19 protein-coding genes are annotated in these 22,142 nt (G+C 37.6%); 10 read left to right on the forward strand and 9 right to left on the reverse strand.

Annotated elements, in window-relative coordinates; all coding sequences use genetic code 11:
• Nucleotides 1-109: 109 nt before the first annotated feature.
• Entirely contained in the window at nucleotides 110-1,759 is a 1,650-nt protein-coding gene (rpsA, locus tag HMPREF3279_RS02395; RefSeq protein ID WP_070867959.1) for a 30S ribosomal protein S1, read from the reverse strand.
• A gap of 96 nt (nucleotides 1,760-1,855) precedes the next feature.
• Nucleotides 1,856-2,533 (reverse strand): (d)CMP kinase, encoded by a 678-nt coding sequence (gene cmk / locus HMPREF3279_RS02400; RefSeq protein WP_070867960.1) that lies wholly within the window; start codon nucleotides 2,531-2,533, stop codon nucleotides 1,856-1,858.
• Nucleotides 2,534-2,915: 382 nt separating this feature from the next.
• On the opposite strand from cmk, the gene HMPREF3279_RS02405 reads away from it, so the two are divergent.
• A complete protein-coding gene (locus HMPREF3279_RS02405; RefSeq protein WP_070867961.1) occupies nucleotides 2,916-5,762 on the forward strand; it encodes a TonB-dependent receptor domain-containing protein in 2,847 nt (948 codons plus the stop codon).
• Between the two features lie 100 nt (nucleotides 5,763-5,862).
• On the opposite strand, the gene HMPREF3279_RS02410 is transcribed toward HMPREF3279_RS02405, so the two are convergent.
• From HMPREF3279_RS02410 to dsbC, 4 genes are all read right to left on the reverse strand, one after another.
• Nucleotides 5,863-6,552 carry a 5'-methylthioadenosine/adenosylhomocysteine nucleosidase gene (locus HMPREF3279_RS02410; RefSeq protein ID WP_070867962.1) on the reverse strand — a complete coding sequence of 230 codons (690 nt, stop codon included), beginning with the start codon at nucleotides 6,550-6,552 and terminating at the stop codon, nucleotides 5,863-5,865.
• Nucleotides 6,552-7,223, reverse strand: coding sequence for a thiol:disulfide interchange protein DsbA/DsbL (locus tag HMPREF3279_RS02415; RefSeq protein WP_232090030.1), 672 nt, complete (start codon nucleotides 7,221-7,223; stop codon nucleotides 6,552-6,554). Before HMPREF3279_RS02415 ends, HMPREF3279_RS02410 begins: the two co-directional genes overlap by 1 nt.
• Nucleotides 7,224-7,271: 48 nt before the next feature.
• Nucleotides 7,272-8,996: a single-stranded-DNA-specific exonuclease RecJ gene (gene recJ / locus HMPREF3279_RS02420; protein WP_070867964.1), complete on the reverse strand. Its 1,725-nt coding sequence runs from the start codon at nucleotides 8,994-8,996 to the stop codon at nucleotides 7,272-7,274.
• Nucleotides 8,997-9,098: 102 nt separating this feature from the next.
• Entirely contained in the window at nucleotides 9,099-9,785 is a 687-nt protein-coding gene (dsbC, locus tag HMPREF3279_RS02425; protein ID WP_070867965.1) for a bifunctional protein-disulfide isomerase/oxidoreductase DsbC, read from the reverse strand.
• 126 nt (nucleotides 9,786-9,911) lie between these two features.
• Between dsbC and prfB the strand changes: the two genes are divergently transcribed.
• Nucleotides 9,912-11,010 (forward strand): peptide chain release factor 2 gene (prfB, locus tag HMPREF3279_RS09985; protein WP_143422657.1). Its coding sequence is split into 2 segments (ribosomal slippage): nucleotides 9,912-9,986 and nucleotides 9,988-11,010, totalling 1,098 coding nucleotides; the frame shifts between segments, so codons are not numbered across the junction.
• A 50-nt stretch (nucleotides 11,011-11,060) separates the two neighbouring features.
• Here the strand turns inward: prfB and HMPREF3279_RS02430 are convergent.
• Nucleotides 11,061-12,128, reverse strand: a complete 1,068-nt coding sequence (locus HMPREF3279_RS02430; protein WP_070867966.1) for a TIGR01620 family protein — start codon at nucleotides 12,126-12,128, stop codon at nucleotides 11,061-11,063.
• 177 nt (nucleotides 12,129-12,305) lie between these two features.
• Here HMPREF3279_RS02430 and HMPREF3279_RS02435 point away from each other — a divergent pair, with 177 nt between their 5' ends.
• Genes HMPREF3279_RS02435 through HMPREF3279_RS02445 form a run of 3 tightly spaced genes read left to right on the forward strand, consistent with a single transcriptional unit; the run spans nucleotide 12,306 to nucleotide 14,037 of the window.
• Nucleotides 12,306-13,412 carry a transglutaminase-like domain-containing protein gene (locus HMPREF3279_RS02435; RefSeq protein WP_070592242.1) on the forward strand — a complete coding sequence of 369 codons (1,107 nt, stop codon included), beginning with the start codon at nucleotides 12,306-12,308 and terminating at the stop codon, nucleotides 13,410-13,412.
• Nucleotides 13,387-13,749 (forward strand): mercuric transporter MerT family protein, encoded by a 363-nt coding sequence (locus tag HMPREF3279_RS02440; protein ID WP_070592243.1) that lies wholly within the window; start codon nucleotides 13,387-13,389, stop codon nucleotides 13,747-13,749. The genes HMPREF3279_RS02435 and HMPREF3279_RS02440 overlap by 26 nt, the downstream gene beginning before the upstream one ends.
• A 9-nt stretch (nucleotides 13,750-13,758) precedes the next feature.
• Nucleotides 13,759-14,037, forward strand: coding sequence for a heavy-metal-associated domain-containing protein (locus HMPREF3279_RS02445; RefSeq protein ID WP_070867967.1), 279 nt, complete (start codon nucleotides 13,759-13,761; stop codon nucleotides 14,035-14,037).
• A 526-nt stretch (nucleotides 14,038-14,563) separates the two neighbouring features.
• Here HMPREF3279_RS02445 and sodC read toward each other — a convergent pair.
• Together sodC and HMPREF3279_RS02460 are read right to left on the reverse strand one after the other, a co-directional pair.
• Complete coding sequence (gene sodC, locus HMPREF3279_RS02455) at nucleotides 14,564-15,124, reverse strand: superoxide dismutase family protein (RefSeq protein ID WP_005695896.1); 561 nt, start codon at nucleotides 15,122-15,124, stop codon at nucleotides 14,564-14,566.
• A 109-nt stretch (nucleotides 15,125-15,233) separates the two neighbouring features.
• The gene (locus tag HMPREF3279_RS02460; protein WP_070592245.1) at nucleotides 15,234-16,643 is read right to left on the reverse strand and encodes a YcjX family GTP-binding protein; all 1,410 of its coding nucleotides are present in this window, start codon (nucleotides 16,641-16,643) and stop codon (nucleotides 15,234-15,236) included.
• An 88-nt stretch (nucleotides 16,644-16,731) separates the two neighbouring features.
• Here HMPREF3279_RS02460 and HMPREF3279_RS02465 point away from each other — a divergent pair, with 88 nt between their 5' ends.
• The 5 genes from HMPREF3279_RS02465 to HMPREF3279_RS02485 are packed head-to-tail and all read left to right on the forward strand — an operon-like array spanning nucleotide 16,732 to nucleotide 22,136.
• Nucleotides 16,732-18,432 (forward strand): ABC transporter substrate-binding protein, encoded by a 1,701-nt coding sequence (locus tag HMPREF3279_RS02465; RefSeq protein WP_070867969.1) that lies wholly within the window; start codon nucleotides 16,732-16,734, stop codon nucleotides 18,430-18,432.
• Nucleotides 18,432-19,397, forward strand: a complete 966-nt coding sequence (locus tag HMPREF3279_RS02470) for an ABC transporter permease (RefSeq protein ID WP_070867970.1) — start codon at nucleotides 18,432-18,434, stop codon at nucleotides 19,395-19,397. The genes HMPREF3279_RS02465 and HMPREF3279_RS02470 overlap by 1 nt, the downstream gene beginning before the upstream one ends.
• Nucleotides 19,387-20,274 (forward strand): ABC transporter permease subunit, encoded by an 888-nt coding sequence (locus HMPREF3279_RS02475; RefSeq protein ID WP_049367514.1) that lies wholly within the window; start codon nucleotides 19,387-19,389, stop codon nucleotides 20,272-20,274. Before HMPREF3279_RS02470 ends, HMPREF3279_RS02475 begins: the two co-directional genes overlap by 11 nt.
• A gap of 3 nt (nucleotides 20,275-20,277) precedes the next feature.
• Nucleotides 20,278-21,333, forward strand: a complete 1,056-nt coding sequence (locus HMPREF3279_RS02480; RefSeq protein ID WP_049367513.1) for a peptide ABC transporter ATP-binding protein — start codon at nucleotides 20,278-20,280, stop codon at nucleotides 21,331-21,333.
• On the forward strand, nucleotides 21,333-22,136 hold the full coding sequence (locus tag HMPREF3279_RS02485) for a peptide ABC transporter ATP-binding protein (RefSeq protein WP_049367512.1): 804 nt from the start codon (nucleotides 21,333-21,335) through the stop codon (nucleotides 22,134-22,136). The genes HMPREF3279_RS02480 and HMPREF3279_RS02485 overlap by 1 nt, the downstream gene beginning before the upstream one ends.
• Nucleotides 22,137-22,142: the final 6 nt, after the last annotated feature.

Raw genomic sequence — 22,142 nt, forward strand, 5'->3', positions numbered from 1 at the left:
ACTTACAGGTAATGCATTAGTTCATAATAAATTACCGCTAAATCCTTGTTAATTATAGTTGGTAATAATAAGGCTGAGTCAATGACCCAGCCTTATTTATGTGAATTAATTATTCACCTTTAGCTGCTTTGAAAGCTTCAGCCATTGCGTTTGGAATAGCAACATCTTCTTGTTTGTTATTCACGTTTGCAACTGCCGCAGCTTCTTCAGCTTGATCTTTCGCTTTTACAGATAAGTGAACGATACGAGCTTTACGATCAACACCAGTGTATTTCGCTTCAACTACATCACCTGCTGCCACTTCGTTTGTTAAGTCTGCTGCACGGATATAACCCTCAACGCCACCTGCTAATTCAACTTTAGCACCTTTAGCATCAGCTTCAACAACAGTTGCAGAAACTACTGCACCTTTCTTGTTAACTGCTACGAAGTTGTTGAATGGATCATCTTCAAGTTGTTTGATACCTAAAGAAATACGTTCCTTCACTGCGTCTACTGCTAATACTACTGCAGAAACTTCGTCACCTTTTTTGTAGTTACGAACTGCTTCTTCACCTGCAACATTCCAAGAAATGTCAGATAAGTGAACTAAACCGTCGATACCACCTTCAAGACCGATGAAGATACCGAAATCAGTGATTGATTTGATTTTACCAGTAACTTTGTCACCTTTGTTGTGAGTTTCAGCGAATTGAGTCCATGGGTTAGGTTTACATTGTTTTAAACCTAAAGAAATGCGACGACGTTCTTCGTCAACTTCTAACACCATTACTTCAACTGTATCGCCAAGGCTTACAACTTTAGATGGGTGGATGTTTTTGTTAGTCCAATCCATTTCAGAAACGTGAACTAAACCTTCAACGCCATCTAAGATTTCAACGAAACAACCATAGTCAGTTAAGTTAGTTACTTTACCAGTTAATTTGCTGTTTACTGGGTGGTTTTCAGCGATAGCAATCCAAGGATCTTGACCTAATTGTTTTAAGCCTAAAGATACACGAGTACGATCTTTGTCAAATTTTAATACTTTAACAGTTACTTCGTCGCCTACATTCACGATTTCGCTTGGGTGTTTAACACGTTTCCAAGCCATATCAGTGATGTGTAATAAACCGTCAACGCCACCTAAATCTACGAATGCACCGTAGTCAGTTAAGTTTTTAACGATACCTTTAACTTCTGAACCTTCAGCTAGGTTCTCAAGGATTTGTTCACGTTCTTGGCTGTTTTCAGATTCGATCACTGCACGACGAGAAACAACAACGTTGTTACGTTTTTGATCTAATTTGATTACTTTGAATTCTAATTCTTTACCAAGTAAGTGATCTGCTTCACGTGCTGGACGAGTGTCAACTAATGAACCTGGTAAGAATGCACGAACACCGTTTAACTCAACTGTGAAACCGCCTTTCACTTTACCGTTGATTAAACCGATAACGGTCGCTTTATCTTCGTAAGCTTTTTCTAATTCAATCCAAGATTCGTGACGAACAGCTTTCTCACGAGAAAGTTTAGTTTCGCCGTAACCATCTTCAACTGCATCTAAAGCTACGTTTACTGTGTCGCCAACTTTAACTTCAAGTTCACCTTGAGCGTTTTGGAATTCAGCAACAGGAATTGCAGATTCAGATTTCAAGCCTGCATCAACAAGTACAAAGCCTTTTTGAATAGCAACAACAGTACCGCTAACGATTGAACCTTGACGAGTTTCAAGGCCTTTTAATGATTCTTCAAAGAGTTGAGCAAAAGATTCTGACATATAAATAATCTTCTTAATTTAAGTTAATAACATCCACATTAAGATCCATAAAATGCGGGGTTGAGGATAAATGTCTATTCTTCCTTGAATAAACAGTTAAATCGAAATTGACACTTTTTGTTGAATATAATCCAACGCTTGAGCAATGACCTCATCAATACTCAATGTTGTGCTATCTAACAATAAAGCATCGTCAGCCGGTTTCAATGGCGCAACCTCACGATTTCTATCGCGAAAATCACGTTCTTGTATCTCGGCTAAAATCTGTGCAAAGTTACCATTAATTCCCTTATTTTGCAACTGTTTATAGCGTCTTTTTGCACGTTCTTCCGCACTCGCGTCTAAAAACAGTTTAACTTGTGCATTTGGGAAAACCACAGTTCCCATATCTCGTCCATCAGCAATCAGGCCATCATTTTTGCCAAAATCCTGCTGAAGTTGCAGTAAAGCTGACCGCACTTTTGGGAAAACCGCTACTTTTGAAGCGGCTTCCGCCACTTCTTGCGTACGGATTAAATGACTCACATCCATCCCTCCAAGAAGCACATTGACTTCTCCATTCTTTGGAATGAACTGAATATCTAAATGACGTGCTAACTCCGCTAATCCTTCTTCATCGGTTAAGTCTGCATGACGTTTCAGTGCAGCCAATGCTGTCACGCGATAAATCGCGCCACTATCTAATAAGGTAAAACCTAACTTTTCTGCCAATGCGTAACAAAGTGTTCCTTTTCCAGCCCCACTTGGGCCATCAACGGTGATAATTATCCCCATCATCTCTATCCTTTTACTTTTCAAAAACCGATATATTATAGACACAAATAATTTATTTCACTAAAGATTCTTTTGCCAAATGTTAAAAATAATCACCTATCACAGTTCTAAATAAACATTGATAACTCATATAAAATTTAAAGAAAAAATATCAGCTCTTAATCCTCTCCTATAATGTCAAGGCAAACGCCACCGATAAAAAGAAAAACTTCAATAATCGTTATTATGTTTTCAACAAAAAAGGAGAATTAAAAATTTCATCATATATAACATGAAAATTATTCTTTAATTCTTATATAAATTTCATGATCTCATCCCTTGAATTCTCTCACCCCAAAGAAGATAATGAGAATCTTTCTCAAAAAAAATAAAGGGGTAACAAATGAAGAAAGAAATAAAATTAAACTTAGTTACATTTTGCCTAATAAATGCAATGAATATTAATATTGCTGAAGCTCAAACAGAAGAAATACTCGATCAAATAAATGTGGTCGAAAAAAATGTGGCTAATGATAAGAAACCATTCACAGAAGCAAAAGCTAAAAGTACAAGGGAGCATATATTTAAGAATACTCAAACTATCGATCAAGTTATTCGAAGTATCCCTGGTGCTTTTACTCAACAAGATAAAGGGGCTGGCGTAGTTTCTGTGAATATTCGTGGCGAAAATGGATTAGGTCGTGTCAATACAATGGTCGATGGAGTTACACAAACCTTTTATTCCACCTCAATGGATTCGGGACAATCTGGTGGTAGCTCTCAATTTGGTGCAGCGATAGATCCCAATTTTATTGCAGGTGTAGATGTCAATAAAAGTAATTTTTCTGGTTCCAATGGTATAAATACCTTGTCTGGGAGTGCTAATTTTAGAACATTAGGCGTTAATGATGTTATTACTGATGACAAACCTTTTGGGCTCATCGTAAAAGGAATGACGGGGAGCAATGCAACTAAATCGAATTTTATGACAATGGCTGCAGGTAGAAAATGGCTTGATAATGGTGGTTATGTTGGTGTGGTATATGGTTACAGTCAACGTGAGGTTTCACAAGATTATCGTATTGGTGGAGGAGAACGATTGTCTTCGCTAGGACAAGATATTCTTGCTAAAGAGAAAGAAGCCTATTTCCACAATGCAGGTTATGTTTTAAATTCAGCTGGACAGTGGACACCTGATTTAAGTAAAAACCATTGGTCTTGTAATGCCCCCAATCCAACATTTCATGGAAGTACAGAAAAAACGACAAGCTCTAATGATTTAACAGGAGAAACAGAAACAATATGGACCGATTCAAATTGTATTACTCATATTGAAAAATCCAATATATACGATCCTGAAGAAACAGAGACCAGTGTAAAAAATATTTATAAAAATCAGGCTAGAGCAAGCATTCTACAACAATTAGGAGCAGGAAAAAAACCTGAGGATATTGAAGAGCTCCAAAAAGGTGATGATGGAATTGAAAAAACTGACAAATCATTTGAACGTAATAAAGATCAATATAGCGTCGCACCTATTGAACCTGGCAGTTTGCAATCTCGTTCTCGTAGCCATTTATTAAAATTTGAGTATGGTGATGATCGCCATACCTTAGGTGCACAAATTCGCACTCTCGATAATAAAATTGGTTCTCGAAAAATTGAAAATCGTAATTATCAATTAAATTATAACTTTAATAATAATCGCTATCTTGATCTAAATCTAATGGTAGCACATAACTTAGGTAAAACCATTTATCCTAAAGGTGCATTCTTTTCTGGTTGGCAAGTAGAAGATAAATTAATTACAAAGAATGTGGCAAATATTATTGATATTAACAATAGCTATACTTTTTTATTGCCAAAAGAAATCGATTTAAAAACCACATTGGGCTTTAACTACTTTATTAATGAGTATAGTAAAAACCGTTTTCCAGAAGAATTAAGTTTGTTTTATAACAATGAATCACACTCTCAAGGAAACTATAGTTATTTAGGCCGCTTCCAAGGGAGCAAAAGCGGATTACCACAACGTTCAGTGATCTTACAACCTTCTGGTAAACAAAAATTTAAAACTGTTTATTTTGATACCGCACTTTCTAAAGGAATTTACCATTTAGATTATAGTGTCAATTTTACGCATTATGCATTTAACGGTGAGTATGTAGGTTACGAAAATACACCGACACAAATTAATGAACCGATTTTGCATAAATCAGGACATAAAACAGCGATAAATCACTCAGCAATACTTAGTGCAGATATCAATGATTATTTTATGCCGTTTTTCACCTATTCGCGCACACATAGAATGCCAAATATTCAAGAAATGTTCTTCTCTCAAGTCTCTGATGTTGGCGTAAATACAGCATTAAAACCTGAGCGAGCTGAAACCTATCAACTTGGGTTTAATACCTATAAAAAAGCTGTTTTTACAGAAGAAGATGTTCTAGGTTTAAAACTAGTGGGATATCGCAGTTTCATCAAAAATTATATTCATAATGTATATGGTGTATGGTGGAGAGATGGTGTTGTTCCTGACTGGGCAGCTAATAATGGATTTAGATTTACCATTGCTCATCAAAATTATAAGCCTATTGTGAAAAAAAGCGGTGTTGAGTTAGAAATTAACTATGACATGGGACGTTTCTTTGCAAATCTGTCTTATTCATATCAACGAACAAATCAACCAACCAATTATGCAGATGCAAGCCCACGTCCTAACAACGCATCAAAAGATGACATTCTAAAACAAGGTTATGGTCTATCTCGTATCTCAATGTTACCTAAAGATTATGGAAGATTAGAACTTGGCTCTCGCTGGTTTGATCAAAAATTAACTGTTGGTATTGCTGCTCGTTACTATGGGAAAAGCAAACGGGCAACCATTCAAGAAGACTATATTAACGGTTCTGAATTTGAATTAAATACTAGTCATGAAAGAACTTATTATGCAATTAAGAAAACAGAGGAAATTAATAAACAACCGATTATTTTAGATTTGCATATAAGTTACGAACCTATCAAAGATTTGATTATCAAAGCTGAAGTACAAAACCTACTAGATAAACGTTATGTTGATCCTTTAGATTCTGGCAACGATGCGGCATCTCAACGATATTATTCAAGCTTAAATGATTCCATTTGTAGCAAAAATGATACTTGCGAAAACGGAATAAAAGATAAATCTGTACTTTACAATTTTGCACGAGGAAGAACTTATATTCTCAGTTTAAACTATAAATTCTAATGGGTTTATATAAAAGGCATAGTTAGTTAACTATGCCTTTTTAAACAATGTTTGTTGTTTTATTCAAAAATTAATCATCTTATTTACAGATTATAAAGCACTATAGTCTATCTATCATTGCCAACACTAACGCCGAAGACTGCTTTGCAGCCAAGGGTAAAAACTCTTCAAATGACATACTCGCTTCGCCATCACCTGCATCTGAAATAGCTCGAACGACCACAAAAGGTACGTTAAAGGCATGACAAACTTGTGCAATCGCGGTTGCTTCCATTTCTACAGCTGTCACATTTGGGAAATCCGCTTTAATTTGAGCAATTTTTTCTTCACTATTAATAAAGCTATCTCCCGAGCAAATTAAACCACGTTTCACATTTTGCCCTTGTGATTGGGCAATTTCATCGGCTAAATCGGCTAATTGTTTATCTGAAAGAAAAGCCGCTGGATTCGCGGGTAATTGACCTTTTTCATAGCCAAATGCCGTCACATCAGCATCGTGATAGCGGGTTTCATCTGAAATAACGATATCCCCAACTTTTAAACCTTTTGCGACACCGCCTGCTGAGCCCGTATTTAAAACCACATCAGGTTTAGCCAATTGCAATAAAGCGGTAGTGCCAATAGCTGCCGCAACTTTGCCAATCCCTGATTGCAATAATGCGACTTCTTTACCATTAATTTTGCCTTCAAAAATGACCGCACTTGCGATTTTCGTTTCTTTTTTATCTGTCATTAATTGGGATAAAATTTCCACTTCTTGTGCCATCGCACCAACAATCCCGATTTTCATTATTTTTTCCTTTCTTGCTCAAGTTTATTCACTAAGAAATCTAATACCGCGACGCCATAATCATCGTTATATAATGTACTTGCGGTGAGAACATATTTTCCGCCCACAACCACATAAGGGAACGTAAATACGCCATATTCTTCTGTTAAATTAATGGCATTATTCACATCTTCTTTTACTTCAGCAGAATGCACGATTTTATTAAATTCAGCTTTACTGATCCCTTGCGAGGCTATCCATTCTCGCATCTTATCTAATGACGATAATTCGGTATAACGTGCCTTTTCAGAGGTTTCAAATAACAGCGTATCTGACAACTCGCCTACTTTTAAACGCTGTAAGGTATAAAATATTGTCGCTGAAAATTTTGCTTCATTCGTAGCAACCGGGTATTCATCTAATGCCACTTTATTTGGGCGAATTTGGCTATAAAGCTGCAAGATGTCTTGCGCTGAAGAACAAACTCGACAGTCATAATCAAAGAAAAATTGGATCGGAATTTTACGATCGCTTCTTTTGGCTTGTTCAATCGGTTCTTGATATGAAAAATAATCTCGACCATCTTCAAACTGTGCGACATTCGCTGGTGGTAAGTGCGGTGGATTTTTGGCAGAAAAATCCTTTGCACTGACTTCACCGAATGCGACATTCGTCACACTCAGCAATATCATTGCAAAGGATCCTTTTAATAATTTATTCTGCCAAACTTTTTTCATAAATTAACCAATTGGTTCAATATAATCGACTAATAATTGGACGTTTCGATTTCCACGAAACTCATTAATTTCTAACTTATAAGCAAATTTTGCCTGCTTAATCGACAAATCGGGATAATACCGAGTATCGATATTAAACGCAATGGCATCTAATAATGGACCACCATTTTTAGGCTCTACAAGCATTTTTAAGTGATTTTGATTTTGCCCGATCGCGCGTTGCTCAAAAATTTTAAACTCACCATCAAAAACAGGCTCAGGAAAAGCTTGTCCCCAAGGTCCGCCAGATTTTATCACTTCTGCAGTTTCAATACTAAATTCATTTGCTTGAAGTTCGCCATCCGTCCAAATCACACCTTGTAATTGATCTTCATTTAACCAATCTTGCACCGTTTGATTAAAAATCTTTTGAAAATCAAGGAAAAAGCTTTCTTTAATGCTTAATCCTGCTGCCATGGCATGACCGCCAAATTTTAAAATCATATCAGGATGTTGGGAATGGATGCGCTCTAATACATCGCGCATATGCAAGCCTTCAATTGAACGCGCAGAACCTTTTAAAATACCTTCTTGATCTTGCGCAAAAGCAATAACTGGTCGATGGTATTGATCTTTAATTCGAGAGGCCACTATGCCTAATACACCTTGATGCCAATCTGGTTGAAATAAGGCTATCCCCATCGGTAATTCATCAGAAAGTGCGGTGAGATTTCGGCAAATTTCTAAGGCTTCTAACTTCATGCCTTGCTCAATTTCTTTTCTGGCTTGATTTAAACTATCCAAATCTAAGGCTTGCGCTCTAGCCTCTTGCATACTTTCTGCAAGTAATAACTCCACACCAACAGACATATTATCTAATCGACCCGCAGCATTTAAACGGGGAGCAATCGCAAAACCCAAATCAGTCGAACAAAGTTTTTCGACTTCTCGATTAGCCACTTCAGCGAGAGCAATAATTCCTGGACGACAGCGTTTCGCACGAATTCGCATCAACCCTTGATGAGCTAAAATACGATTATTTTGATCTAGAGGAACCACATCTGCAATCGTGCCGAGCGCAACTAAATCCAGTAACTCTGTAAAATTAGGTTGTGTTTCTGCCGTAAAAATGCCCAATTCACGAAATTTAGCACGCAAAGCGAGCATTAAATAAAACGCCACGCCCACACCGGCTAAACATTTTGAGGGGAAATCACATTGTTGCAAATTTGGATTAACAATAGCATCAGCATTCGGCAGGATTTCTGGTGGTAAGTGATGATCGGTAATCAACACTTTTACTCCCTGCTCTTTTAAATACGCCACGCCCTCAAAGGATGATACTCCGTTATCCACTGTCATCAATAACTGCACGCCTTTTTCCATTGCCATTTCAGCAACAGGCACACTCAAACCATAGCCTTGCTCAAAACGATTCGGCACAAGATATTCCACATCCGTAAAGCCAAGCATACGTAAAGCTAATACTGAAAGTGCCGTACTTGTAGCCCCATCAGCATCAAAATCACCGACGATAACAATCTTCTGTTGCTGTTGATAAGCATCAACCAATAAATCTACAGCCTGTTGAATGCCGTGTAATTGATTGGGATTCAGCATTGATTGCAAAGTGCGGTCTAATTCTTGGCTGTTTTTAATATGGCGAGAACGATAGAGACGATCGAGTAATTCATTATCTGAAACAGGATTTCCAGCAGGAATTTCACGACGTTTGATGAGTTTTTTCACGGTATTTCGTTATTTAAAATGGCCACTAAAGGCACATTCGATATGTGTTTTGATGATATGAATATTTTAAGGGCGCATACAATACGCCCTCACTACTAACAATTATTGTGCAGATTCTTGTAACACCGCTAATAAATCTTGAGGTTTTAAATATCCCCCAAGCATTTCACCTGTTGAAGTCACAATACTTGGCGTACCTTTTACACCAAGTTGTACACCTAAATCATAATGTTTTTTCACAATGTTAGGTGTTTTTAATTCTTTCGGTAAGTTACCTTTTTCAGCTTCGTTCAATGCAAACACAGGATCTTTCGCTGTCCAAATTGCTTCCATTTGACGAGCAGTTTCATTCATTCCAGCACGTGGGAATGCAAGATAACGAACGGTAATACCTAAATCATTATATTCTTTCACTTGTTGATGAAGAATATGACAATAATGACAAGTAATATCCATGAATACGGTCACAACATATTTTTCATTTTTTGCTGGATAAATGATCATTTCGTTTTTTAACGCATTCACTTTATCCGCTAAAAGTTTACCCGCTACATCAACTGGACCTTTATTTGTTAATTCATACATTTTGCCTTGCAAAACATATTGACCATTTTCACTCACATATAAAATGCCTTGATCAGTCACCGCTGTTTTAAGGCCTTTTACCGGTGAATCTTTCACTTCAATATTTTTCGCACCTAATGCTTGTAATTTCGATTTAATCTCAGCATCAGTCGCCATAGCTGTGGCAGAAGCTGTGATTAAAAGTGCGGTCAGTAATTTTTTCATTTTTATTCCTAAATATCTAAACAACAAAGATTAGAATTATAAATGGATCGATGATTTGTGCAAGCCAAACTACCCAAAAAACTGAAAATGACTTATACTTCTGCCGCTTATAGAGGTTTATTTATTATGTTTGAAATCAATCCAATCAAAAACAAAATTGCCGACCTTTCCGAGCGCACTTCTGTGCTTCGGGGGTATCTTTGACTTCGATGCAAAAGTTGAGCGTTTAGAAGAAGTTAATGCCGAATTAGAACAACCCGATGTGTGGAACGAGCCCGAAAAAGCCCAAGCGCTTGGGAAAGAACGCGTTTCACTTGAACAAGTGGTTGATACCATCAAGAATTTAGAACAAGGTTTAGAGGATATTGAAGGACTGCTTGAATTAGCCGTTGAAGCAGAAGATGAAGAGACCTTCAATGAAGCCGTTGCTGAATTAGATGAGCTTGAACAACAACTTGCCAAATTAGAGTTCCGCCGCATGTTTAGCGGTGAACATGATGCATGCGATTGTTATGTCGATTTACAAGCGGGCTCTGGTGGTACAGAAGCACAAGACTGGACAGAAATGTTACTTCGCATGTACCTTCGCTGGGCTGAAAGCAAAGGCTTTAAAACTGAGTTAATGGAAGTCTCTGATGGCGATGTCGCCGGCTTAAAATCCGCGACGATTCGTGTTAGTGGCGAATATGCTTTCGGTTGGTTACGCACAGAAACGGGGATTCATCGTTTAGTGCGCAAAAGTCCATTCGACTCCAATAACCGTCGTCATACATCATTTGCAGCGGCTTTCGTTTATCCTGAAATTGATGACAATATTGATATTGAAATCAATCCGGCAGATTTACGTATTGACGTTTATCGTGCATCCGGTGCGGGTGGTCAGCACGTCAATAAAACCGAAAGTGCGGTACGTATTACTCACATGCCAAGTGGAATTGTTGTGCAATGTCAAAACGATCGTTCTCAACACAAAAATAAAGATCAAGCCATGAAACAGTTAAAAGCAAAATTGTATGAGCTTGAGTTACAAAAGAAAAATGCGGACAAACAAGCGATGGAGGATAATAAATCGGATATCGGTTGGGGCAGCCAAATTCGTTCTTATGTGTTAGATGATGCGCGTATTAAGGATCTCCGCACCGGCGTTGAAAATCGTAATACGCAAGCCGTGCTAGATGGCGATCTTGATCGCTTTATTGAGGCCAGCTTGAAAGCGGGACTTTAATCATCTCTGTTATACAAAAAAGTGCGGTCAATTTTAACCGCACTTTTTTATTACACTTCTTCTTTTTCTTTCAGTTTATTCTTGCCTAACACTGCATCTTTCATCACCGTCAGCAATTCTTTTTGCACATGAGAAAGCTTTGGTTTTTCTGACTTTTCAAATGCCAATGGACGACAAAACTCCATGGCTTTGATACCTAATCGAGCTGTCAATAATCCCACACCAATCCCCTGTGCGGCTCGTGCAGAAAGTTTCGCGGTAATATCTTGCGAAAGCCAATCCATCCCTAAATCTTGCACGATTTCAGTCGCACCGGCAAAAGCAAGATTCACTAACACCATTCTGAGCAAACGAAGACGGGTAAAATACCCAAGCTCAATCCCATAAATCGCTGCAATTTTATTGATTAAACGAATATTTCGCCACGCAATAAAAAACATATCAATCACAGCTAAAGGACTAATTGCCACAATCACCGCGGATTCTGCCGACATTTTCATAATCAGTTTTTTCGCTTTTTGATCAAAAGACTGTAATACCGTCTTACTAAATAAATGGGTAACTTCGCGAGCAGAATAACTTTCATTCAGCTGTTTTTCCCATTGGACAATTGAGGGATGTTGCGAATCCAATTTTAAGGTATCGGCAATCGATAAACACAAGGCTTTTCCTTGCTCACTATCCTGTTCTGAAAAAACTTGATGATTTTTACCCGCACTTTCACCAATTAACCGCTGACTTTGTTCTTGTAGATTCAAACGCTTTTTGAGTTTCACCAAACGTCGCCATTCTGCAATGATTTCAGATAAACCAAACAATACAACGACAAAACTTACCAAGGCAAAAGCAAGGTAAATCCATTGTTGATTTTGATAACTGTCCCAAATCCATTGAACAGATTGCGCAACCGTCGCCCCTAAAAATAAAAGTGCGGTCAATTTCAAAGCGGTTTTCCAACCACTCGATTTAGGTTTCACAATTTGCTCAAATTGCTCGTCCAACAACTCCCCTTCTAAAGGTTCATTATCAATGGTTGTTTCAACATTATAAAATTCCTGCTTAGGCAGAATTTCTTCCTCTTCTGGTTGTTGAGATTGTGTGAAAATTTGTTTTGTCATTATTCTTTCCAATAAAAATAGAAACGGTATTTTACTTCGAATTTCTTTAGCAAATCTTAAATGGCTGAAATAAAAAAGCAATATTGACTAGAAAATAAAATGAGCTACTATAGTCATGTCCACAATTAGTTTATCTAATGTGTTAAGTTTTAACTGTTAACTAAGAAGGATCTTTTCATGAAGAAACTTATCGCCACTGCGGTGCTCTCCGCATGTTCCATGGCTTACGCCAATACCGACATTCCAAACTACAATACCGATTCTCATCTGTATGAATTCACTCAAACTTATGACTTAGTTGCGCCAAAGGGTTCGCAAGGACAAGCGAATCTGTGGGTGCCTTTACCATTTAATGGTGAGTATCAACAGGTAAAATCTATCCATTTTGAAGGTAACTATTTAGATGCCTATATAACAGAAAACAACAAATATGGTGCGAAAACGCTCTTTGCAACTTGGGATAAAGATGCACAAAAACGCGATTTAAAAATCACAATGGTGATTGAAACCAAAGATCGTGAACCAATGGTTAAAGGTGCACTAGAAAATTACACGCCACCAAAAGATATTCACTATTCTGTTGATGTACAAGAATATTTAAAACCGACTCAACATATTAAAACTGATGGTATCGTGAAACAGTTCGCCGATAAAATTGTAGGCACTGAAACCAATCCATTGAAAAAAGCTGAGTTGATCCACCAATGGATCGTCAACAATATGGAACGTGACAATTCTGTTCTAGGCTGTGGCGATGGTGATGTAGAAAAAATTCTGACCACTGGTGTGTTAAAAGGCAAATGTACCGATATTAACTCTGTCTTCGTTGCACTGGCTCGTGCCAGCGGTATTCCGGCTCGTGAAATTTTCGGTATTCGTTTAGGTGCAGCGGATAAAATGGGCAAATATTCCAAAGGTGCTTTCGGTAGTGCGGATGAACATGGCGTAGCGAACGTAAGCGGTGGTCAGCATTGCCGTGCTGAATTCTATCTTGCAGGTTTCGGTTGGGTGCCTGTTGATTCTGCAGACGTAGCAAAAATGCGTTTAGCAGAGAAAAAATCCGTTGACGATAAGGATACACAAGCCGTTGCCAAATACTTATTCGGTAACTGGGAAGCTAACTGGGTAGGCTTTAATCATGCTCGTGACTTCGATTTATATCCGCAACCAGAACTTGCCCCACTCAATAACTTTGGCTATCCGTATGCCGAAGTCGGTGGTGACCCGCTAAATTCCTTTGACCCGAAAGAATTTAAATATGACTACGTCTCTAAAAAGCTCTAATAAATCTTTTTGGGTTGCGATTGCCACCGCGCTAAGTGCTGCGGTGGCTTCAACATTGTGTTGTATTGCGCCTTTAATCTATTTAGTATTTGGCGTGTCATCCACATGGTTGATTGGCTTGGGTGAATATGATTATTTACGCATTCCGATGCTTATCGTTTCATTATGCGCCTTTGCCTACGGCTTTTGGTTGTTGATGTTTTCCAAAAAAATCATTTGCAGCAAATACATTTCCCGTAAAAAGCTCATTGTTTTGTATTGGATTGTATTTATCGTCATGTTCTTTTTCTTAACTTATCCAACCATTTTACCGTGGATTTTAGAGCTTTCTAATTAGGAACAAAAAATGAAGAAATTAACGACCGCACTTTTTCTTTCACTATTCACCTTCTCTATCGCACAAGCGGAAGAAACAAAGCAAGTTGTGTTAAAAGTGAATGAAATGAACTGCCAGCTTTGTGCTTATTTGGTGAATAAAGAATTACGTAATATTGATGGCGTGATTTCCACTAAAGCCTCCATTAAAGATAGAACTGTGACTGTTGTAGAAGATCCGAAAGTTTCTGATGAGCAATTGATTAATGCGATTCATAAATTGGAATATACGGCGGAAGTGGTTAAGTAAAACGATAAAAATAAAAGTGCGGTTAATTTTGTGAAGTTTTAAAACTCATTAAAATTGACCTCACCTTATATCTGGACATTTAAGATACATTCTACTCAAATATCAATCTATCCAATACTTTTGAACTCGTACTTGTTGAAATATTGACGAAATTATCATCGCTTATTTCTAGCTTCAATTATCAAAACTAAAGTTGCCATTGCAGCAGACATATTTAACCAAAAAAATGCTGTTTTCTTAAAATCAGAAAAAGAATAATCATCAAGCTTTAGAATAATTTCAAATAAACTATATATGAATGTAAAAGATGTAAAACAAATAATAAATATAATTACCCAAAATATAAGATATTGAAGTAATAGCTTAGTTTTCAATACTCCTCCTGATACATAGGCTCATTATTAAATATATTACTACTTTAGCTATGTTCCAAGCCACTGCTAATAGCTAGATATGATGTTGCATTGAGTTTAAACACAAAGTGCGGTCAAAATTGACCGCACTTTTTTATCTTTAAATAATCGACTTATTTAATCACGCCACATGCCATACGTGGGCCGCCACCGCCAAGTGGAGCTGGATGATCTGAGTGGTTATCGCCACCAGCGTGAATCATAATAGAATGACCACGAACTTCATCTAATTTTTTAAGACGTGGCGCTAAAACAGGGTTAGTTGCTGTACCATCATGTAATACAGTTAAAGCCGGTAAGTCACCTAAGTGAGCATCATCTTGCCATGGATAACCGTGTTGTTTTGCACCTTTAGGATCCCAGTGACCGCCAGCCGCTAAACCTGCTGTTAATTTACCGTCTTTTTCTTTTGGATCACAGCTTGGATTTTCATGAATGTGGAAACCATGTAAACCTTCAGCTAAACCTTGTAGATTTGGTGTAAACACTAAACCATAATTTGATTCAGTAATAGTTACAGTCCCTACATCTTTGTTACCATTTGCAGGATCTAATTGTTGTACTTTTACTTCGATTGAAGGACCTGCTGGTTTTGCCATATGGTCATGTGCATTTGCCACGCCAGCAGCACAAATCCCGCTGATTGCTAATGCTAAGAGAGTTTTCATTTTCATCATAAGCTCCTTTACTTTAGAAAGACTCAAATTGATTCTACCTAAATACCAATAAAAAAATAGTGGTTTATATTAAGTATTTGACAATTAAATTGATTTGATTTTTCTATCAATCAAACCTGTCCGCCAATAAAAACTGTAAAACTGCATCCATTCTTAAATGTGGGATGCTTTCACCTTGCTGTAAAACTTGAGGTTCAAAGGAATCAAAATCAAAAGATTGTTTTGACCAGAACTCTGCACTAGGTAGTTTGCTTGGTACAGATCCCGGATAAAGCGTAATAAGTTGCTTATCTACAGAACGTACTCCTTGAATAGCTTTAATTTGTTTACCGTTTTGATTAACTAAAACTTGTTTTGTCGCTCGAATCGCAGCAATGGCTGTGTATTCTGTATCAATTCCTTCAAATTCAACATGACGACCACCTTCTTGCACCAATTGGCGCATTAGGCTAATTAAATTTTGAATTTGATCTGTCGTGATATGATCGGCTTTTGTTGCCACAAACATAAGCTTATCAATATTCGGGGAAAACAAGCGATTAAGTAAATTGCGTTTTCCATAATGGAAATTTTTGAAAAGCTGATTAAGCCCTGTTTGCATATCGATAAAGGCTTGTTGGCTATGATTCAGTGGCGTTAAGCAATCTGCTAAAATTACTTGGCGATCAAAAGTAGAAAAATAATTTTCATAAAAGCCTTTCACCACCTTATTACGATAATAATCATACCGCTTATTTAACACGGCAAAATAGCTATTGGATTTCGCCTCTTTTTTCAGTTTTAACCATTGTTCTTCCGACAAGTGCAATAACGGAAAAAATTGTAAAACAGGCGCACCTTCTAATTCTCCAGGCAAGACGAATCGACCTGGTTGAATAAATTGCATTCCTTCTGCTTTGCAGGCAAGCAAATAATCGGTATAAGATTTTGCAATCTGCGCTAAAACATCTTCATTGACGACCACACTTAGGTCGAGTTTTTTCAGTTTATCCAACCAATCTTGAGCAAACTGCTGGCGAATACCTGATGTAATTTTGGCTTGTTCAAGTGACCATTGTTGAAAATCTAAATTCAGCAAAGGTAAATCCAATAGCCATTCACCAGGGTAATCAAAAATATCCAAGTATAATGTGCCACGTTCTTTAAAATGGCGAAGTAAGCCTGATTGGCGTTCAAAACGAATAGCAAGGCGTGTTTCACTCACGCCTCGAGTAGATTGGCACCATTGTGGAGGATTATTCATTAAATCATTGAGATTCGCTTCATAATCAAAACGTGGAATACTTAAATCCTGCTGAGGAACACGTTTTACCGCTAAAATAGATTGATTTCGAGCAGCCTCAAATAAAGGAAGATGTGCATTTCCCTCTTGATTAATATGTAACAATTGATTAATCAAGCTTGTAATAAAGGCTGTTTTACCGCTTCGACTTAGCCCTGTCACAGCTAAACGTAAAGTGCGGTCAAATCCACGATTGATTATTTGATTAATTTCCCGATTAATTGATTTAAACATATCCTAAAAATCCAATAACTAGCCATTTTTGCCAAGATATTTTACAATTCACTCAATTTATCACAAAACGGTCTTTAATAATAAAGCTATGTTACGTCGAAATGTCACTTTTTGTTTTTTATTGTGTGGGTTGAGCCAAATTAATCTGGCACAAGCCGCGCCAAGCATACCCAAAATGTTGACAGAAAACGGCTTAACATACTGCACGAATGCATCGGGTTTTTCCTTTAACCCGCAAACTGCTGACGCTGGCACCAGTATGAATGTGGTGACGGAACAAATTTATAACAAATTGTTTGATATTAAAGATCATAGTGCAGCGCTTGTTCCGGTGTTAGCACAATCCTATTCTCTTTCATCTGATGGTAAACAAATCCTCATTAATCTTCGTAAAGGGGTGAAATTCCATCACACTCCTTGGTTTACGCCTACGCGTGACTTTAATGCAGAAGATGTGGTCTTTTCGATTAATCGCGTTTTAGGTCATGATACTTACTTGCCAACACTCTCAGATGATGTAGTTACCTACAAAAATCCGCAATATAAAATCTTTCACGAACAGGCCAAGAAGGTACACTTTCCGTATTTTGAAAGTATTAAATTAAACCAAAAAATTAAAAGCATCACGGCAACCAATCCTTATCAGGTCAAAATTGACCTGTTTGAACCCGATGCCTCAATTCTGTCGCATCTTGCTAGCCAATACTCTATTATTTTCTCGCAAGAATATGCGTATCAATTAAGTGCGGATGATAATCTCACCCAATTGGATACGCACCCTGTTGGCACGGGACCTTATCAAGTAAAAGATTACGTGTATAACCAATATGTTCGCTTGGTTCGCAATGAGGATTATTGGAAAAAAGAAGCCAAAATTAAAAATATCATTGTGGATCTTTCTGCGGATCGCACGGGACGTTTAATTAAATTCTTTAATAATGAATGTCAAATCGCCTCTTATCCTGAAGTCAGTCAGCTCGGCTTGTTAAGTGAAAAGGACGACCGTTATTATCTGCAATCTACGGATGGAATGAACTTGGCCTATTTGGCTTTTAATTTCCAAAAACCATTAATGCAGGATAAAACCATTCGCCAAGCTATTTCGCAAAGCTTGAACCGTTTTAGAATTGTACGAAATATTTACCACAACACAGCAACAGTGGCGAATAACATTATTCCTGAGATTTCTTGGGCTTCTGCAATTAATACGCCTGATTTTCCTTATGATTACCAGCCAGCTGAAGCAGAGAAAACATTACGCGATAAAAAACTCACGTTAAATATGTGGGTGATGAATGAAGAGCAAGTGTATAACCCAGCCCCAATTAAAATGGCGGAGTTCATTAAATGGGATTTAGCCAAAGCGGGAGTGGATGTTAAAGTGCGGTCAGTCACACGTACATATTTAATCGAACAATTACGCAAAGGCACAGAAGATTACGATTTAATCTTAACGGGTTGGCTTGCTGGAAACCTTGATCCTGACGGTTTTATGCGTCCGATTTTAAGTTGTGATACGCAAAATGAAATCACGAATTTATCAAATTGGTGTAATCCTGAATTCGATAAGATGATGAATCGTGCGCTGGCGACCAATCATTTATATGAGCGCTCTAAAGCATATAACAATGCACAAGACCTCATTTTAAACGAATTGCCTATTGTGCCAATTGCAAACGTCAAACGACTTTTGGTCGCTCGCGGCAATGTTAAAGGAATTGAGATGACCCCATTTGGTAGCATCAATTTTTCTACCTTGTATTTCATGAAAAATAAGGAGAATAAATAATGCTCGTTTCAGCGATCCGTCATGTGATTTGGGTAACCATTTTATTATTGATTCTGTCCGTATTAAGTTTTGTGATTTTAATGCGAGATCCACTCAATGCAGATCTTGTCACAAATAACATTTATAGTGCTTATTATCATTACCTTACATCATTGTTACAGGGCGATTTAGGGATTACCTATAACGGTGGAGAATCCTTAAAAGATTTAATTTTTACGGTATTACCACCTACATTAGAACTCTGTTTTACCGCACTTTTATTGGCTTGTATCTTAGGTATTCCTCTCGGCGTATTAAGTGCGGTCTATAATCAACGTGTTTTTTCACGTACATTGCAGAGTATATCCAATGTTGGTTTGTCTATTCCGATTTTCTGGTTTGCACCAATTTTGCTTTATGTAGCAGCGATTCAAAGCTGGGAGATCGCAGCCATTGGGCAATATAATTTACTCTATGAAATCAAACCTATCACGGGTTTCCCTATTATTGATGTGTGGTTTGTGGATGTGCCTTACCGAACTAAAATCGTACAAAATGTTTTACAACATCTAGCCTTGCCTACATTAGTGCTTTGTATTCTGCCGACCATGGAATTTATCCGCATCATTCAGCAACGGGCAGATTATTTACTTCAACAAGAATATGCTAAAGCGGCAGCGACACGTGGCTGGTCAAAATGGACAATTTTAAGACGTTATGTTTTCCGCAATACTTTTCCATTATTAATTCCACAACTTACGCGTGTATTTACCTTAGTATTAACGCAATGTATGTTGGTTGAGACAGTATTAGGCTGGCCAGGAATTGGACGTTGGTTGATTGATGCCGTAACCCAACAAGATTACAACAGTATTTCTGCCGGTGTAGTTGTAATTGGTATTTGTATCATTATTATTGACACGTTCGCCAAGTTGCTCATGTTTGTGTTAGATCCATTGAATAAGAAGGGCTGGTATGCAAGATAGAGAACCTGATGAATTTCGCGAAAGCACCTCCTTCTTTCAGATTTGGTTGCTTTTCCGTCAAAATCGCGTGGCATTATTCTGTTTCTATTTATTTTGTCTTCTGATTTTGACCGCACTTTTTCCTAAACTCATTATGCCTTATAGCGAAAGCATGGAGTTTGTCGGAGAAGAACTCATGCCGCCATCTTGGGTAGAAAAAGGTCGTATTGCTTTTTTCTTTGGTACAGATGATCTTGGCCGTGATGTACTCAGTCGATTAATTATGGGAACACAATATACTCTCGGTTCCTCTCTTTTAGTGGTCATTGCTGTGGCAATTATTGGTGGCGCATTAGGTATTCTTGCCGGTATGTCAGAAGGGATTAAATCTCGTTTTTTAGGTCATTTTTTTGATGCGTTTTTATCTATCCCTATTTTGCTGATTGCCATTATCATTTCTACATTAATGGAACCAAGCTTAATAAACGCCATGTTTGCCACTATGTTGGCTATTTTGCCGTATTTTGTCCATGCGATTTATCAAGCGATTCAGCAAGAACTAAAGAAAGATTACGTTCTCTTACTGAAATTAGATGGTATTTCAAACTGGGAATTATTAAAAACGACAATCTTACCGAATATTAGTGTCGTCTATACGCAAGAAATTTCTCGCGCTTTTGTAGTTGCTATTTTAGATATTACAGCACTCAGCTTTATTTCTCTAGGTGCACAACGTCCAATGCCAGAATGGGGCGCAATGATTAAAGATTCGTTAGAGCTGATTTATCTTGCCCCTTGGACAGTTTTATTACCGGGCTTTGCTATTATTTTCACCATTTTATTAAGCATTATTTTTACTAACGGATTGTGTAAAGCAATCAATAAATATTACGAGTAACCCATGGCGCTGTTAGATATTCGCAATCTTAATATTGAAATTCAAACACCAAACGGTCGCATGAAAATTGTGGACGGCGTCAATCTTTCGCTTAATGAAGGGGAAATTCTAGGACTCGTCGGTGAATCAGGTTCAGGTAAAAGTTTAATCGCTAAAGTAATCAGTAATTCCATTAAAGACAACTGGATTGTCACCGCTGACCGTTTTCGTTTTAATGATATTGAATTGCTTAAACTGACACCGAATCAACGTCGAAAAATCGTTGGAAAAGAAATTTCAATGATCTTTCAAAACCCATTAAGTTGTCTTGATCCAAGTCGAAAAATTGGTAAACAGCTTATTCAAAGTATTCCAAACTGGACCTTTAAAGGTCGTTGGTGGCAATGGTTTGGTTGGAAAAAACGTCGTGCGATTGAATTACTGCACCGTGTAGGGATTAAAGACCACCAAGATATTATGGCGAGTTATCCAAATGAACTCACTGAAGGTGAAGGTCAAAAAGTGATGATTGCCGTAGCTGTAGCAAATCAACCTCGTCTCTTAATTGCAGATGAACCCACTAATTCTTTGGAATCCATTACGGCATTGCAAATTTTCCGTTTGCTTTCAAGTATGAACCAAAACCAAGGTACAACAATTTTATTAGCCAGTAACGATCTTAAAAGTATCAGTGAATGGTGTGATAGCATTTCCGTTCTTTATTGTGGGCAAAATACAGAGTCTGGGCCGACCGACCAAATATTAGAAATGCCTCATCATCCTTATACACAAGCATTGCTTTACTCTGTTCCCGATTTTAGTCGCCCTTTAGGTTTTAAAAGCAAATTAGGCACATTAGAAGGCACGGTGCCGATTTTGGAACAAATGCCGATTGGTTGCCGTTTAGGGCCACGCTGCCCTTTTGCTCAGCGTGAATGTATTCAAAAACCAAGCCGATATCGCATTAAACAGCATGAGTTTTCCTGCCATCATCCGATTAATCTTCGAGAACGGCAGTTTAAAGATAAAATTGCAACTTCACCACTTACGCTCAATACCGAATCAAAAGGAAACGAATAATGCCATTATTACAAGTGGAAAATCTCAGTAAAACCTTTGATGACCCTGCAAAACTTTTTGGTTTCGAGCAGTTTTATGCGGTAAAAGACGTCAGCTTTACGCTTAACCGTAAAGAAACGCTTGCGATTATCGGTAAAAATGGTTCGGGTAAATCAACATTAGTGAAAATGATTGCAGGAATTACCTCTCCTACATCAGGGAAAATCTTATTTAATGGTTTACCATTACAATTTGAAGATTTTCACTATCGTGCACAGCATATTCGAATGGTTTTCCAAGATGCGAATTCAGCGTTTAACCCGCGTTTAAATATTGGACAAGCCTTAGATGCACCACTACGATTAATTACCGATTGGGATGAAGAGACTCGCAATGAAAAGATCTTTGAAACACTATCTCTGGTGGGGCTTTATCCTGATTACACGAATCTGAAAATTAAACATCTTTCGGTCAGTCAAAAACAGCGGATCGCCTTAGCTCGCGCTCTAATTCTTCAACCCGAGATCATTATTATTGATGATGCATTGAGTACATTAGATGCCTCTGTGCGTATTCAATTGCTTAATCTGATTTTAGATTTACAAGAACATTTAGGGATTTCCTATATTTATGTTGGACAAAATTTAGGCATTATCAAACATATTGCCGATCAAGTTTTGGTGATGGATGATGGTGAAATTATCGAATCTGGTACACCAAGAGAGATCTTTTCTAATCCTCAAAATAATATTACTCGCCTGCTTGTAGAAAGCCATTTTGGTCAATTACTTGATGAAAATGCTTGGCAAACAACGACTTCCTAATTCTCT

Origin of the sequence: Haemophilus sp. HMSC71H05, assembly GCF_001838635.1 — a bacterium.
GTDB classification, from domain to species: Bacteria; Pseudomonadota; Gammaproteobacteria; order Enterobacterales; family Pasteurellaceae; genus Haemophilus_D; species Haemophilus_D parainfluenzae_R.